General features: G+C 42.0%; 11 protein-coding genes. 7 read left to right on the top strand and 4 right to left on the bottom strand.

Annotated features, from left to right (window positions below):
- Window positions 1-86 precede the first annotated feature (86 nt).
- Window positions 87-1,166: a calcium:cation antiporter gene (locus EXH44_RS07365; protein WP_162856900.1), complete on the bottom strand. Its 1,080-nt coding sequence runs from the start codon at window positions 1,164-1,166 to the stop codon at window positions 87-89.
- 29 nt (window positions 1,167-1,195) lie between these two features.
- A complete protein-coding gene (locus EXH44_RS07360) occupies window positions 1,196-2,494 on the bottom strand; it encodes an L-cysteine desulfidase family protein (protein WP_162856899.1) in 1,299 nt (432 codons plus the stop codon).
- A 246-nt stretch (window positions 2,495-2,740) separates the two neighbouring features.
- On the opposite strand from EXH44_RS07360, the gene carA reads away from it, so the two are divergent.
- Together carA and carB are read left to right on the top strand one after the other, a co-directional pair.
- A complete protein-coding gene (carA, locus tag EXH44_RS07355; RefSeq protein ID WP_162856898.1) occupies window positions 2,741-3,865 on the top strand; it encodes a glutamine-hydrolyzing carbamoyl-phosphate synthase small subunit in 1,125 nt (374 codons plus the stop codon).
- A gap of 174 nt (window positions 3,866-4,039) precedes the next feature.
- Window positions 4,040-7,240, top strand: coding sequence for a carbamoyl-phosphate synthase large subunit (gene carB, locus EXH44_RS07350; protein WP_162856897.1), 3,201 nt, complete (start codon window positions 4,040-4,042; stop codon window positions 7,238-7,240).
- A gap of 201 nt (window positions 7,241-7,441) precedes the next feature.
- Here carB and proS read toward each other — a convergent pair whose 3' ends face one another.
- Window positions 7,442-9,157: a proline--tRNA ligase gene (gene proS, locus EXH44_RS07345; protein WP_162856896.1), complete on the bottom strand. Its 1,716-nt coding sequence runs from the start codon at window positions 9,155-9,157 to the stop codon at window positions 7,442-7,444.
- 354 nt (window positions 9,158-9,511) lie between these two features.
- On the opposite strand from proS, the gene acpP reads away from it, so the two are divergent.
- From acpP to EXH44_RS07320, 5 genes are all read left to right on the top strand, one after another.
- A complete protein-coding gene (acpP, locus tag EXH44_RS07340) occupies window positions 9,512-9,742 on the top strand; it encodes an acyl carrier protein (RefSeq protein ID WP_006249478.1) in 231 nt (76 codons plus the stop codon).
- Window positions 9,743-9,875: 133 nt separating this feature from the next.
- Window positions 9,876-10,193: a met regulon transcriptional regulator MetJ gene (gene metJ, locus EXH44_RS07335; protein WP_162856895.1), complete on the top strand. Its 318-nt coding sequence runs from the start codon at window positions 9,876-9,878 to the stop codon at window positions 10,191-10,193.
- Between the two features lie 48 nt (window positions 10,194-10,241).
- On the top strand, window positions 10,242-10,481 hold the full coding sequence (locus tag EXH44_RS07330; RefSeq protein ID WP_162856894.1) for a YhdT family protein: 240 nt from the start codon (window positions 10,242-10,244) through the stop codon (window positions 10,479-10,481).
- On the top strand, window positions 10,471-11,901 hold the full coding sequence (gene panF, locus EXH44_RS07325) for a sodium/pantothenate symporter (protein ID WP_162856893.1): 1,431 nt from the start codon (window positions 10,471-10,473) through the stop codon (window positions 11,899-11,901). The genes EXH44_RS07330 and panF overlap by 11 nt, the downstream gene beginning before the upstream one ends.
- A gap of 88 nt (window positions 11,902-11,989) precedes the next feature.
- The gene (locus EXH44_RS07320) at window positions 11,990-12,544 is read left to right on the top strand and encodes a ComEA family DNA-binding protein (protein WP_162856892.1); all 555 of its coding nucleotides are present in this window, start codon (window positions 11,990-11,992) and stop codon (window positions 12,542-12,544) included.
- 213 nt (window positions 12,545-12,757) lie between these two features.
- Here EXH44_RS07320 and rnr read toward each other — a convergent pair whose 3' ends face one another.
- Window positions 12,758-15,073 (bottom strand): ribonuclease R, encoded by a 2,316-nt coding sequence (gene rnr / locus EXH44_RS07315; RefSeq protein ID WP_162856891.1) that lies wholly within the window; start codon window positions 15,071-15,073, stop codon window positions 12,758-12,760.
- Window positions 15,074-15,251 lie beyond the last annotated feature (178 nt).

Below are 15,251 nucleotides of genomic sequence, written 5' to 3'. Positions count from 1 at the left end.
AAGAAAAAGCTAATATCTATGATGATATTAGCTTTTTTAAGGTATATAGAACAAAAGAACGCAGTAATATATCCTTCCATCCTGAATTACGGCACAATTACTGTAAACACATAAGCTGCTAAATTAACCAATAATACCACGCCATAGAGCATATTCGATTTACCATGATTGAGTGAAACCATAACGGTAAACGCAGCTAAAGCAAGTAATATCATAGATTTCCAATCTAACCCGAGTACTACGTTAATGTCATACAGTAAGCAGACAATAACTACAGCAGGAATGGTTAAACCGATACTGGCTAACGCTGAACCTAACGCTAAATTCACACTGGTTTGTAATCGGTTACGGCTGGCGGCGGTTAAGGCAGCTAATCCTTCAGGCATCAAGACAACTGCAGCAATAATTACCCCAACCAAAGATAACGGCGCACCGGCTGCAACCACCATGGCTTCAATCGCTGGAGAAAGCCCTTTCGCCAACATCACAACAATTCCAAGACAAATAACCAGCAAAAGTAAACTAATCAAGGCAACTTTCATTGATGGCGGTTCTGCGTGGTGATTAGGGTTATCATCATCGGCTAAGAAGTAGTCACGATGACGCACTGTTTGCATCATAATGAAAGAAAAATACAAAACAAGCGAAGCAACTGCGACAAAAATGAGCTGTGAGTCTGTATAAGTGCCCGCCTCAGAACTTGTAGTAAAGTTCGGCAAGATCATGGTGAGTACTAAGATAGACATTAGCGTGACTAACGCCGTACTTAATGACTTTTTATGGAAAAATTGGACTTTATGCTTAATGCCACCAATAAGTAAGCTTCCGCCTAAAATCCCCGTCAGAATTAACATTATCGCCGCAAATACCGTATCTCTCGCTAAATAAACCGCATTTTCGCCACCAGCAACCATCAGCGACACAATTAATGCCACTTCAATAATCGTAATAGCTAACGCTAGAATAATAGTACCAAACGGCTCTCCAACTTTATGTGCTACTACTTCTGCATGGTGAACCGCAGAAAGTACACTACCAATTAATAATGCTCCTCCCCCGAGTTGTAACCAAACATTATCTTTGATCCCAACAAAATAAATTGCCCAAGCCGCAAGCGGTAAGATCACCGACCAAATTGGCAAAGGGGAATGGGAATGTGTAGCCATGACTTAACCTCCTTTCATTTTATTATTGTTTAACAATCTTGCTCTTTTGTACTCATAATTTCAATAATTTGTCTATCCATATAGACCATACTTTTTGTCGCAATCGCACATAGGTTATTGATTGATTTATCAACACTATGTTCCACGATACCTTCATTGCCTGTCACTCGGCTATTATCTAATGCCATTAATACCGCCTTATAGGCAGAAGATACCCCTGTGGAAACTTTCATTGCACAGCTATTTGCTGCACCATCACACAGTACACCACTGATATCACCAATCATACTGCAAATCGCCATACTAATGACATTAAAATTGCCTTTCAACAAATACGCCATACCAGCAGCACTCCCCATTGCCGCCGTAGTCACAGCACAAAGCGCCGACAGTTTTGGTAACTTACTGTGAATATAGATTGCAATGGTGTGAGAAAGAAATAACGCACGGATCAGTTGCTCATCATCGGCATTCACAAAGCGTGCCACAATCACCGACGGCATGGTTGCCGCAATGCCTTGGTTGCCCGACCCAGAATTGCTCATCGCAGGCAACAACGCACCGCCCATTCTCGCATCTGACGCTGCGGTGGTTTCAATCACAATGCGTGATAATAAGTCATCAGACATCAAGCCAAGTTCAATCTGTTTTTTCAAGGTTCGCCCGATATGTAAGCCATACTCTTTTTCCAAACCTTCTTTAGATAACGCAGAATTTAATTTAGCCGCATCGGCAATAAAGGCAATCTGTTCAAGGGGAACTTCCATCGCAAATTGATAAATCTGTTCGGCGGAAAGTTGATTAAAAAAGTGATAATCGTCTGCCATTTCAACCGCTTGCGTTTGTTGCTGGAACAACACATCCCCATTTTTCTCAATCAACACCACATTAGTATGGGTATCTTGAATACAGACTTTGACCCAACCCGTTTCGCCTAACAATAAGGCTTCTGAGTAAAGCGGAAAATCCACATTTGCAATATCCACACTTACCTGATTGGCATCTAACATCGCTTTTGCTTTGGCGACATCTTCGGCTTGAATATGTTTCAACACTTCCAAACCTGCCTTCTCATCACCAGCAATTGCCCCCACAGCAGCCGCAATTGGCAAGCCCACCATACCCGTTCCTGGCACGGTAACCCCCATACCATTTTTCATTAAATTCGGGGACACTTTAGCCTGAATTTGAACTGGCTCACCACCTAAGTGTGATTTCGCAATTGCAGACGCTAACGCCAACGAAATCGGCTCGGTACAACCTAATGCTGGGGCAACATCTCGTTTCACAATGGCGATTAATTGTTCTGCGAATTCAAATTTATTCATTCTTTTTTCTCTTTAGTAAAATTTCTCTCTATTCTAACCGCTTGTGGCTTATTGAAAAATAGATTTTTTAACACTTGCATTATTTTGCATAAAAATGCAAAATAAGAGCATAAATAGTCATTTAAAACCGTTTGTTTTGAACACTTTTAAAAGTTTAACTTGAAGGCAAACGTTTGCTTTGATACACTCAGCCGCCTACTTCCTAAGAAGGCGTGTTACCAAATTCACATTAGGAGTAAATACAATATGTTTGAACCTGCCATTCTCGTTCTTGCCGACGGTTCTGTTTTTCACGGAAAATCTATTGGTTATCAAGGACATACCATTGGTGAAGTCGTATTCAACACCGCAATGACGGGCTACCAAGAAATCCTCACCGATCCTTCATACACGAATCAAATTGTCACATTAACTTATCCACATATCGGCAATACCGGCACAAATAACGAAGACGAAGAAGCCGATAACGTGTATGCCGCAGGTTTAATTATTCGTGATCTTCCCCTTATTCATAGCAATTTCCGTGCTAACTCTTCACTTTCTGATTATCTTGTTAAACATAAAATCGTCGCAATCGCCGACATTGATACACGCCGTTTAACCCGAATTTTGCGTGATAAAGGCGCTCAAGCAGGCTGTATTTATGTCGGTGATGATGTGGCTAAAGCCCTTGAACTTGCCAACAGCTTCGGCTCAATGGCTGGGCAAGATTTAGCCAAAGAAGTGACCTGTAAAAAGCTGTATCAATGGACAGAAGGCGAATGGCAACTTGGCAAAGGTTATGTGCAACAAACTACCCCTGAATTTCACGTTGTCGCTTACGATTTTGGCGTAAAACGCAATATTTTAAGAATGCTTGCGGAACGTGGCTGTCGTATCACCGTTGTGCCGGCAACAACCTCTGCAGAAGCTGTACTAGCCTTAAATCCAGACGGTATTTTCTTATCTAACGGACCAGGCGACCCAGAGCCTTGCACCTATGCAATTACCGCTATCCAAAAATTATTGGCAACGAAAAAACCGATTTTCGGCATCTGTTTAGGGCATCAATTACTCGGATTAGCCGCAGGCGGTAAAACGAAAAAAATGGCATTCGGACACCACGGTGCAAACCACCCTGTACAAGATTTAGATACGCAAAATGTGTTGATCACCAGCCAAAACCACGGTTTTGAAGTTGATGAAGCGAGTTTACCGGCTAACGTTCGTGTCACCCACCGCTCACTCTTTGACGGCACAGTCCAAGGCATTGAACTCACCGATCAATCGGCATTCTCGTTCCAAGGACACCCAGAAGCCAGCCCAGGCCCACACGATGTGGCATACCTGTTTGACCGCTTTATTGATGAATTAAGAAAAGCGAAAGGTTAATAAACGCTGAGATCAGAAGGGAAATTTGCAAAATTTTGCTGACAAGTGAGCGCTTGTAAAAAATAGACGTATGTAGGGGCGGACCGATGTGTCCGCCCTATTAAAACACCGATGATGTTTCGGGCGGACACATCGGTCCGCCCCTACACAAATTGAAACAACAGAGAAAAAACTATGCCAAAACGTACAGATATAAACACGATTTTAATTATTGGTGCTGGTCCGATTGTGATTGGGCAGGCGTGTGAATTTGACTACTCAGGGGCGCAGGCGTGTAAGGCGTTGCGTGAAGAAGGGTATAAAGTGGTGTTGGTGAACTCAAACCCAGCGACCATTATGACCGATCCAAATATGGCGGACGTGACCTATATTGAGCCGATTGAGTGGCGAACGGTGGCGAAAATCATCGAAAAAGAGCGTCCAGATGCGATTTTACCAACAATGGGCGGTCAAACGGCATTAAACTGTGCCTTAGATTTATCTCGTAACGGGGTGTTAAAACAGTTCAATGTTGAGCTGATCGGGGCGAGTGAAGATGCGATTGATAAAGCGGAAGACCGTGGTCGTTTCAAACAAGCGATGGAAAAAATCGGTTTGTCTTGCCCGAAATCTTTTATTGCTCATACCCTTGAAGAAGCCTTGAAAGCACAGGAAGCGGTCGGTTTCCCAACATTAATTCGTCCATCATTTACAATGGGCGGTTCAGGTGGCGGTATCGCTTATAACCGTGATGAATTTTTAGCGATTTGCGAACGGGGATTTGAAGCGTCGCCAACCCACGAGTTATTGATTGAACAGTCTGTGCTTGGTTGGAAAGAGTATGAAATGGAAGTGGTGCGTGATAAAGCGGACAACTGCATTATCGTTTGTTCAATTGAGAACTTCGACCCGATGGGCGTGCATACGGGCGACAGCATTACCGTTGCACCTGCACAAACTTTGACCGATAAAGAATACCAAATTATGCGTAACGCTTCTTTGGCAGTGTTGCGTGAAATCGGCGTGGATACAGGTGGTTCAAACGTGCAATTTGCGATCAATCCTGAAAATGGCGAGATGATCGTAATTGAAATGAACCCGCGTGTTAGCCGTTCTTCTGCCCTTGCATCTAAAGCAACAGGCTTCCCGATTGCGAAAGTTGCAGCGAAATTAGCGGTGGGTTATACCTTAAATGAACTGCGTAACGATATTACGGACGGTTTAATTCCAGCGTCTTTTGAACCAACCCTTGACTATGTTGTGACCAAAATTCCACGTTTTGCCTTTGAAAAATTTGCGAATGCAGACGACCGTTTAACCACCCAAATGAAGTCTGTGGGCGAAGTGATGGCAATGGGAAGAACTTTCCAAGAAAGCTTGCAGAAAGCGTTGCGTGGCTTAGAAACAGGGATTTGTGGCTTTAACTTGCTATCGGAAGAGCCTGAGAAAATCCGTCGTGAACTGGCAAACCCAGGCCCGAACCGTATTCTTTATGTTGCTGATGCTTTTGGTGCAGGCTTTAGCTTGGACGAAGTTCATCACTATTCCAAAATCGATCCGTGGTTCTTAATTCAAATTCAAGATTTGGTGCAAGAAGAGCTTGCCCTTGAGAAAAAACAGTTAAGCGATTTAGATCGTGAAGAATTACGTCGTTTAAAACGCAAAGGTTTCTCGGATAAACGTATCGCCCAGCTCACCAAAGTCAGCGAAAAAGCAGTACGTGACTATCGCCATACCCTTGGCATTCTACCGGTTTACAAACGTGTCGATACCTGTGCGGCAGAGTTTGCTTCTGATACAGCTTATCTCTATTCTACTTACGAAGAAGAGTGCGAAGCGAACCCATCTGATCGTAAAAAAGTGATGATTTTAGGCGGTGGCCCGAACCGTATTGGACAAGGGATTGAGTTCGATTACTGCTGTGTTCACGCATCTCTTGCCTTGCGTGAAGCTGGTTATGAGACCATTATGGTGAACTGCAACCCTGAAACGGTTTCAACAGATTTTGATACCTCTGACCGCTTGTATTTCGAGCCATTAACGCTGGAAGATGTGTTAGAAGTGGTGCGTGTAGAACAGCCGTGGGGCGTGATTGTTCACTATGGCGGTCAAACGCCGTTAAAACTAGCGAATGCTTTACACGAGAATGGTGTAAACATTATCGGCACATCAGCAGATAGCATTGATGCGGCGGAAGACCGTGAACGTTTCCAAAAAATTCTGCACGATTTGAACCTAAAACAACCTGCTAACCGCACAGCTCGTAATGCACAAGAAGCAGTGGCGTTAGCAAATGAAGTGGGTTATCCGTTGGTAGTTCGCCCATCTTATGTACTTGGCGGACGTGCAATGCAAATCGTCTATAACGATGAAGAATTGAACAAATATATGCGTGAAGCGGTGTCTGTGTCTAACGACAGCCCGATCTTACTCGACCACTTCTTAAATAATGCGATTGAAGTCGATGTGGACTGTATCTGTGACGGCGAAAACGTGGTGATCGGCGGTATTATGCAACACGTTGAACAAGCAGGTATCCACAGTGGCGACTCAGCGTGTTCTCTACCTGCTTACTCGTTAAGCGGTGAGATCCTCGATGAAATTCGCAGACAGACTAAAGAAATGGCGTTTGCTCTTGGGGTTAAAGGCTTAATGAACGTACAATTTGCGGTACAAAATGATGTGGTATATGTTCTTGAAGTAAACCCTCGTGCCAGCCGTACCGTGCCGTTTGTGAGTAAAGCGACAGGTCAGCCGTTAGCTAAAATCGCTGCACGAGTAATGGCAGGGGAAAGCCTTGCAGAACTCAATGCTCTGGAAGAAGTAATCCCACAAAAATACTTCGTTAAAGAAGCGGTATTCCCATTCATCAAATTCCCAGGGGTAGATACAATTTTAGGCCCTGAAATGCGTTCAACAGGGGAAGTAATGGGCGTGGGCGAAACCTTTGCTGAAGCCTTCTTCAAAGCACAATTAGGCGCTGGTGAACGTATTCCAAGAACAGGAAAAGTGTTCTTATCGGTAGATAACAACGATAAACCTCGCTTACTCGATGTGGCAAAACGCCTACAAGAGCAAGGCTACGGCTTATGTGCAACCTTAGGAACAGCGAAATTCTTGCGTGAAAACGGCGTGGCAGCTCAAATCGTCAATAAAGTGCGTGAAGGCAGACCGCATATCGTAGATGCGATTAAAAACGGCGAAATTGCGATGGTCATCAACACCGTAAACGGTGAGCCTGAAGTGATTGCCGACAGCCACTCAATCCGCCGTACCGCTCTGCAACAGCGTGTGCCTGTCTATACCACGATTGCAGGGGCCGATGCGATTTCTGAGGCAGTGAAACATATCAATGAATTTGATGTGTATTCGGTACAGGAGTTGCACCAGCACTAAATAAGTCTAACTTTTATCAGGAGAGTTATACAAATAGTCATTTTTATATAGTTTCTCACCATCAACAAAAAACGGACATCAATTGATGTCCGTTTTCACTAAGTATAATAGAAGCTAGCGTAGATAAAACAATTGCTAAAAATCATCGTAAAATCAGCATTATGTTATAAGATGTTAGCTCTACTTAAACTCACTTTGTTATTACGCCTTAACCTGCCCTTTCAAGAAATCCAACAACTGCTCTTTGGCAATCATCTGTTTCTCACCTGTACGGCGGTTTTTATACTCAATTTCGCCATTTTCAAGGTTTTTCTCACCGATAACCACCATATGTGGCACACCGATCAGTTCCATATCGGCAAACATCACACCTGGGCGTTCTTTACGGTCGTCGAAAATCACATCAACGCCTTGTGAACGTAAGGTTTTATACAGATCTTCCGCAAAGGTTGCGACACTTTCAGACTTGTGCATATTCATCGGCACAACTGCGACAGTGAACGGTGCAATCGCATCGGTCGGCCAAATGATCCCTCGTTCATCGTGGTGCTGTTCAATTGCTGCTGCAACGACACGAGTAACACCGATACCATAGCAACCCATAATCATTGTTTGTGGACGGCCATCTTCACCTTGCACTGTCGCTTTCATCGCTTCAGAATATTTTGTGCCAAGTTGGAAAATATGACCCACTTCGATACCACGTTTGATTAACAGCGTACCTTTACCGTCCGGGCTTGGATCGCCTTCCACCACATTACGCAAATCTGCAATTTTTGGTAAAGCGACATCACGTTCCCAGTTGATGTTGAAGTAGTGTTTACCGTCAATGTTCGCCCCTGCACCAAAGTCGCTCATTAACGCCACACTTCTGTCGATAATTACTGGAATTGGCATATTCACAGGGCCTAACGAACCTACTCCCGTACCGATTTTCGCTTTGATTTCCGCTTCATCAGCAAATTCAAACGGCTCCGCCACTTCTTCGCATTTCACCGCTTTGATTTCATTGAGTTCGTGGTCGCCACGGATAACTAACGCCACTAACGGCTGTTCTTCACTTGCACCTTTTACAATCAAGGTTTTCACCGTTTTTTCAATTGGTAGATTGAACTGCTCAACGAGTTCTGCAATGGTTTTTGCATTTGGCGTATCTACAAGGGTCATTTCTGCCGTTGGGGCTTGACGCTCGCCGACTGCAATCGCTTCTGCAAGCTCAATATTTGCCGCATAGTCTGATTCGGTTGAGAACACGACATCATCTTCACCGCTTTGTGCCAACACCTGAAATTCGTGTGATGCCGAACCGCCAATAGACCCCGTATCTGCTGCAACAGGACGGAAATCTAAGCCTAAACGAGTGAAAATATTGCTATAAGTTTGGTGCATCACATCGTAGGTTTCTTGAAGAGACTCTTTGCTGGTGTGGAATGAGTAAGCGTCTTTCATTAAAAACTCACGTCCACGCATTACCCCAAAACGTGGGCGCACTTCGTCACGGAATTTGGTTTGAATTTGGTATAGGTTTAACGGAAGTTGTTTATATGAACTCACTTCACGACGCACTAAATCCGTAATCACCTCTTCGTGGGTCGGGCCTAATACGAACGGGCGATCGCCACGATCTTTAAAACGCAGTAACTCAGGGCCGTAATCTTCCCAACGCTCAGACTCAACCCATAAATCCGCTGGTTGCACCACAGGCATTTCTACTTCTAAAGCACCGCTTTTATTCATCTCTTCACGAATAATATTTTCCACTTTTTTCAACACACGCAACCCAGTTGGCAACCAGTTATACATTCCTGATGCAAGCGGTCGGATCATACCAGCACGCAACATTAACTGATGGCTAACGACTTGAGCATCGTTCGGGGTTTCTTTCAAGGTTGAAAAGAGATATTGACTTGTACGCATTTATTTATCCTATTTGTATCAATTCTATAAAACGAAATGGGCGGTATTTTAAATCAAAAAGCGGTCAGATCGACAAAGAATTTTGCAAATTGCAAAAAAATCCTAAAATCTGACCGTTTGTTTTAGGTAATTTTAGTGAAATGCCGATTCGATCAAAAATCCACTATGGATAATCCCTAAGCATAATGTTAGAATTACGCCCGATTTTTCGCTAAACATAGCGAAACTTAGTTCTGGTGTTGTGGAAAATACGGGCTGGTTCGACTTGTATTAAAAGGCTTGAATTTAGCAAATTTTCCTTTACACTATATCAACTCTCGCACTTAGCGAATTTATACACATAGGAAACAAAAAATGAGCATTGAAGAACGCGTAAAAAAAATTATCGTTGATCAACTTGGTGCAAAAGCAGAAGATGTAAAACCAGAAGCTTCTTTCATCGAAGATTTAGGTGCAGACTCTCTTGACACTGTTGAGTTAGTGATGGCTTTAGAAGAAGAATTCGATATCGAAATTCCAGATGAAGAAGCAGAAAAAATCACGACTGTTCAATCTGCGATTGATTACGTTCAAAACAATCAATAAGATTTATTCTAAAAATAGGCGACTTTGTGTCGCCTTTTTTATTGTCTTTAAGAAATCTAGACGTCTAGATTGCGATATACCGCTGTTTTGATTAGAATATACGCCACTTGATTGAACTTAAGGTAGATAATCCATGGCAGATTGGAACGGTGAATATATTAGCCCTTATGCAGAGCACGGTAAAAAGAGCGAACAAGTTAAAAAAATCACAGTCTCTATTCCAATTAAAGTATTGGAAATTTTGACGAATGAACGTACACGTCGTCAAATCCGTAATCTTCGTCATGCAACAAACAGTGAATTGTTGTGTGAAGCCTTTCTTCATGCTTTCACAGGTCAGCCACTTCCGACGGATGAAGATCTGATGAAAGAGCGCCATGATGAAATTCCAGAAGAAGCTAAAGAGAAAATGCGAAAAATGGGCATTGACCCCGATGAGTGGCAATATTAAGCTAAACCTAAGCCTCGCACATGCGAGGTTTTGTTTTAAAGGAATAATATGAAAATTTCACAACAAATTAGTCAAGAAGTCCGTTGGGCATTATGGTTAACACTATTCTACATATTAGGGTGGACAGGATTTGCTTATTTTTCTCCAACAGGAAGGGGCATTTTAGGCTTTCCGATTTGGTTTGAACTCGCTTGTATCTATTTACCTATCTTATTTACTCTAGCGATTGCTATGGTTGTTAAATGCTGTTTTAGAGAGATTGATTTAGAGGGCAAAGATGAATCTTGAGATGTTACTTCCCCTTATTGCCTACTTAATTTTTGTATTTGGTGTGGCGTACTATGCTTACCGCCAACGTACAAGCGGTAGTTTCTTATCAGAATATTACGTGGGCGGACGTTCCATGTCTGGCTTTGTTCTCGCTATGACAACAGCAGCCACCTACGTTGGTGCAAGTAGCTTTATTGGAGGTCCTGGTGCGGCCTATAAATATGGATTAGGCTGGGTTTTACTTGCGATGATTCAAGTCCCTGCGGTATTACTCTCTTTGGGCGTTGTTGGAAAAAAATTAGCCATGCTTGCTCGCCAAACAAACAGCGTGACGATCAATGATATTTTATTCGCTCGCTATCAAAATCGCTTTGTTGTTTGGCTCTCCAGCTTTGCATTATTGCTCTCATTCTTTGCCATGATGACCGTTCAATTTATTGGCGCGGGACGTTTACTTGAAACGACATTAGGCATCTCTTATTCCACCTCTATTCTTATCTTTGCAATCACTGTAGGGATCTATACTTTCATTGGTGGATTCCGTGCAGTTGTATTGACCGATACCGTTCAAGGATTAGTGATGGTATTAGGTACACTGTTATTACTCGGTGGTGTTATTTATGCTACTGGAGGCGTTGAAAATACGATCAATCAATTAGAAATTATTAACCCACAACTGATCGAGCCTTACGGCATTGATGAACGTCCATTAGATTTTACCTTTATGACATCCTTTTGGGTGTTAGTCTGCTTTGGTTTAATTGGATTGCCTCACCTTGCGGTACGAAGTATGGCGTACAAGGACAGCAAAGCATTACATCGAGCATTAATTATTGGTACTGTAGTCGTTGTGATTTTAATGTTTGGTATGCATCTTGCTGGAACATTAGGGAGAGCATTATTACCAGATTTAAAAGTTGCCGATCAGGTCATTCCTACATTAATGATGCAAGTTTTACCGCCTGTTGTTGCAGGTATCTTTTTAGCTGCACCAATGGCAGCCATTATGTCGTCAATTGATTCTATGTTGATTCAATCATCTTCAACATTGATTAAAGATCTTTACTTGGCCATTAAACCTAATGCCATTAATGATGAGAAGAAAATTAAATACTTCTCTACGACAACAACCTTGGCTATTTGTATCTTTTTAGTGTTTGCCTCTATTAATCCCCCTGAAATGTTAATCTGGCTAAATTTACTTTCATTAGGTGGCTTAGAGGCCACATTCTTATGGGTGATTGTCTTAGGACTGTTCTGGAAAAAAGCGAATGCCACAGGTGCATTGTGGTCTATGGTAGCGGGATTAACAAGCTACGTGGGAATGACAGTCTTTAGTATTAAAATTTTAAACTTTCACGTGATCGTTCCATCATTATGTATTGGATTAGTGGCATTTTTGTTTGGAAATTACTTAGAAAGTAAAGAAAAAGTTTAATTTGTTGTTCAATCAGGAACTTTTTTATCATATTGATAGTCTTAACTAGAGTTTTTTAACCATCATTTATTTTTTATAAGGATTTTCTATGAAATCATTAAAATCATTACTTACACTCGGAATTACCATGGCAATCTCGTCAATGTCATTTGCAGAAACCGCCAATCCATTAGCGACAATGAAAGAAAGTGCAACACAAGTGGTAACATCTGCTAAAACTTCTGCTAAATCAACAGCAACAGATGCTTCTTCTTCGTTGAAGAACGCTGTCACAGAAAAAGTGACTACAACTAAAACCACAGCAACTAATGTAGTAAATTCGTCAAAAGAGAGCGTAACATCTAAAGTTAGCACTGCTAAAACTTCTGCAACAAATGCAGTAAATACAGCAAAAACAGAAGCAACAACTAAAGCTACATCAGTAAAAAATACGGTAAAATCATCAACAATGAGTAAAGTAAACATCAATACTGCAGATGCAAAAACTTTACAAACATTGCCTGGTATTGGTGAAGCAAAAGCTCAAGCTATTATCGATTATCGTAATAAAAATGGTGGGATCAAAGATATTTCTGAATTATCAAAAGTCTCAGGTATTGGTGAGTCAACATTAACTAAAATTAAATCATCAATTAGTTTCTAAAAACAACTATTTTAATCGGCACCCTCATTAATTAGACTTAATAATCTATTGGTGAGGGTGCCAATTTTTTATAGCTAAATACAAACAATCTTTAAAATAAAGTTATACCAAATAGACTAAAAAGAAATAACCGCAGATTTTTTGCATAGAACATAAATACTCTTAGCTAGTTTTGTTATTTACAAGCGGTTACTTTCTATCAAAATTTTGCAATTATTTTTTCTTTTTCTTCGTCCCCGTTGCCTTTCCCGTACGTTTTGTCTTTTCTGGCTTGATTGTCTTAACTTCCTTAAACACAGGCTTTTCTGCCTTCGCTTTTTTCTTCGCTGTTTTGCCTTCACCACGAGCTTTGCGTAAGCTGGTCACCAAAGCAAAATCAATTTTTTTATCATCAAGATTTACCCCGATCACTTTAACCCTAACAGGATCGCCCAAGCGGTACATTACGCCGTTTTCGCCGACAAGACGCTGGCGGTCGCTGTCGAAATGGTAATAGCCGTTATCCAACGTTGAAATGTGGACTAAACCGTCGATCAGCAGTTCATTGAGTTTAACAAACAAACCAAAGCCCGTTACGCTGGAAATCACGCCGTCAAACACTTCGCCGATATGATCTTGCATATATTCACATTTCAGCCAATCAGCCACTTCTCGTGTAGCTTCGTCTGCTCGACGTTCCGTTGCAGAACATTTTTCACCGAAAATATCCATATCGTCGAGCTGATAGTGATAGCCACCGCCGTCAGTATAGTGACGCTTGTTGCCTTTTTCCTTTTCAATCAAATACTTAATGGCACGATGCAATAACAAATCAGGATAACGGCGGATCGGAGAAGTGAAATGGGCATATTCCGTCAATGCCAAGCCAAAATGTCCTTCATTATCAGGGGAATAGACCGCTTGTTTGAGAGAGCGAAGTAACATTGTCTGAATTAATTCAGCATCAGGACGTTCTTTGACCTGTTCTAGCAACTCGGCGTAATCTTTTGGTGTTGGACGCAAACCGCCATTTAAGCATAAACCACACTCTTTTAAGAAAGTACGGAAACTAGTGAGCTTCTCTTCACTCGGTTGAGCGTGAATACGGAATAAGGCTGGTTCATTTGCTTCTTCCACAAAACGAGCAGAAGCAATGTTGGCTAAAATCATACACTCTTCAATGATTTTATGTGCATCATTGCGGATCACAGGCTCAATGCGTTCAATCCGCCCTTGTGGATTGAAAATAAATTGATTTTCTACCGTTTCAAACTCAATCGCACCACGTTGGTGGCGAGTATTCAGCAATACCTTATACATTGCGTGCAACTCTTCCAAATGTGGCACAAGATAAAAATAACGCTCACGAAGTGCTTCGTCGCCTTCCAATATGTTCCACACTTTTGTATAAGTTAAGCGAGCGTGCGAGTTCATCACCGCTTCATAGAATTTATAACCCAGTAACTTACCGCTTTCAGACACCACCATTTCTGCCACTAAGCAGAGCCGATCTACTTGCGGATTTAATGAACATAACCCATTTGATAACACTTCAGGTAACATCGGGATCACACGATTAGGGAAATAGACCGAATTACCACGCTGTTGTGCTTCAAGATCAAGGGCAGTTTTCGGGCGAACATAGTAACTCACATCTGCAATCGCCACCCACAAACGCCAGCCGTTGCTCTCTTTTTGACAGAACACCGCATCATCAAAATCTCTCGCACTTTCGCCATCAATTGTTACCAACGGCAAGCCACGTAGATCAACCCGACCGATTTTGGCTTCTTCTGGGACTTCTTCGCTAAATTGACGCACCTGTTTTTCCACACCTTCTGGCCAAATGTGCGGAATATCGTGGTTACGCAGAGCGATTTCGATTTCCATACCTGGTGCAAGATTATCCCCTAGAATTTCCGTAATCACACCAACAGGGCGTTTGAAATCTGCTTTGCGTGGCTGAAGTTCAACTACAACCACTTGCCCCATTCTCGCCCCTAGACGATGTTCTTCAGGGATCAAAATATCCTGATTGATACGACTATCATCAGGCACCACATAATTGATACCGCTCTCAGTGAAAAAACGTCCAACAATCTGCTTTTTGCGTGCTTCAAGCACACGCACAATCCGTACTTCTTTACGCCCACGACGGTCAATCCCATTCGGTTGAGCCAGCACAAAATCACCGTGCATCACACGGATCATCTGACTATTCGGGATAAACCAATCATCATCTCCTTCAACTTGCAAAAAGCCGTAGCCATCACGGTGTCCAATCACCGTGCCTTTGATTAAGTCCATTTTTTCAGGCAAGGCATAACGTTTTTTCTTAGTGAAAACTAACTGCCCATCATTTTCCATCGCACGCAAACGACGACGAACCGCTTCTTGACGTTCTTCATCATAAAGATGAAACGCCTCAAGCAACTCTTCTCTACTCATCGGAGCGTCATAGTCACGAATGGTTTGTAAAATAAATTCCCTGCTTGGCACAGGGTTCTCATATTTCTCGAGTTCTTTTTGGTAATTTGGATCAACGATCATAATATAATTCTCTTAATTAAATTGTTAACTTATTGTTTTTATTATTGAAATGTAAATTCAGAAAGATAGATAACGGTTGGGAAATGTGATTCGTTCTAAACTAATAACGATATAATAAACTGAATGTAAAATGCATCTAGCACTTAGTTTTGATGATAGTAGCACAAATCTTCCCATT

Origin of the sequence: Actinobacillus indolicus (genome assembly GCF_004519515.1) — a bacterium.
GTDB classification, from domain to species: domain Bacteria; phylum Pseudomonadota; class Gammaproteobacteria; order Enterobacterales; family Pasteurellaceae; genus Glaesserella; species Glaesserella indolica_A.
Note: the sequence above shows the minus strand (reverse complement) of the source record. Positions and strands in the feature narration are given on the sequence as shown.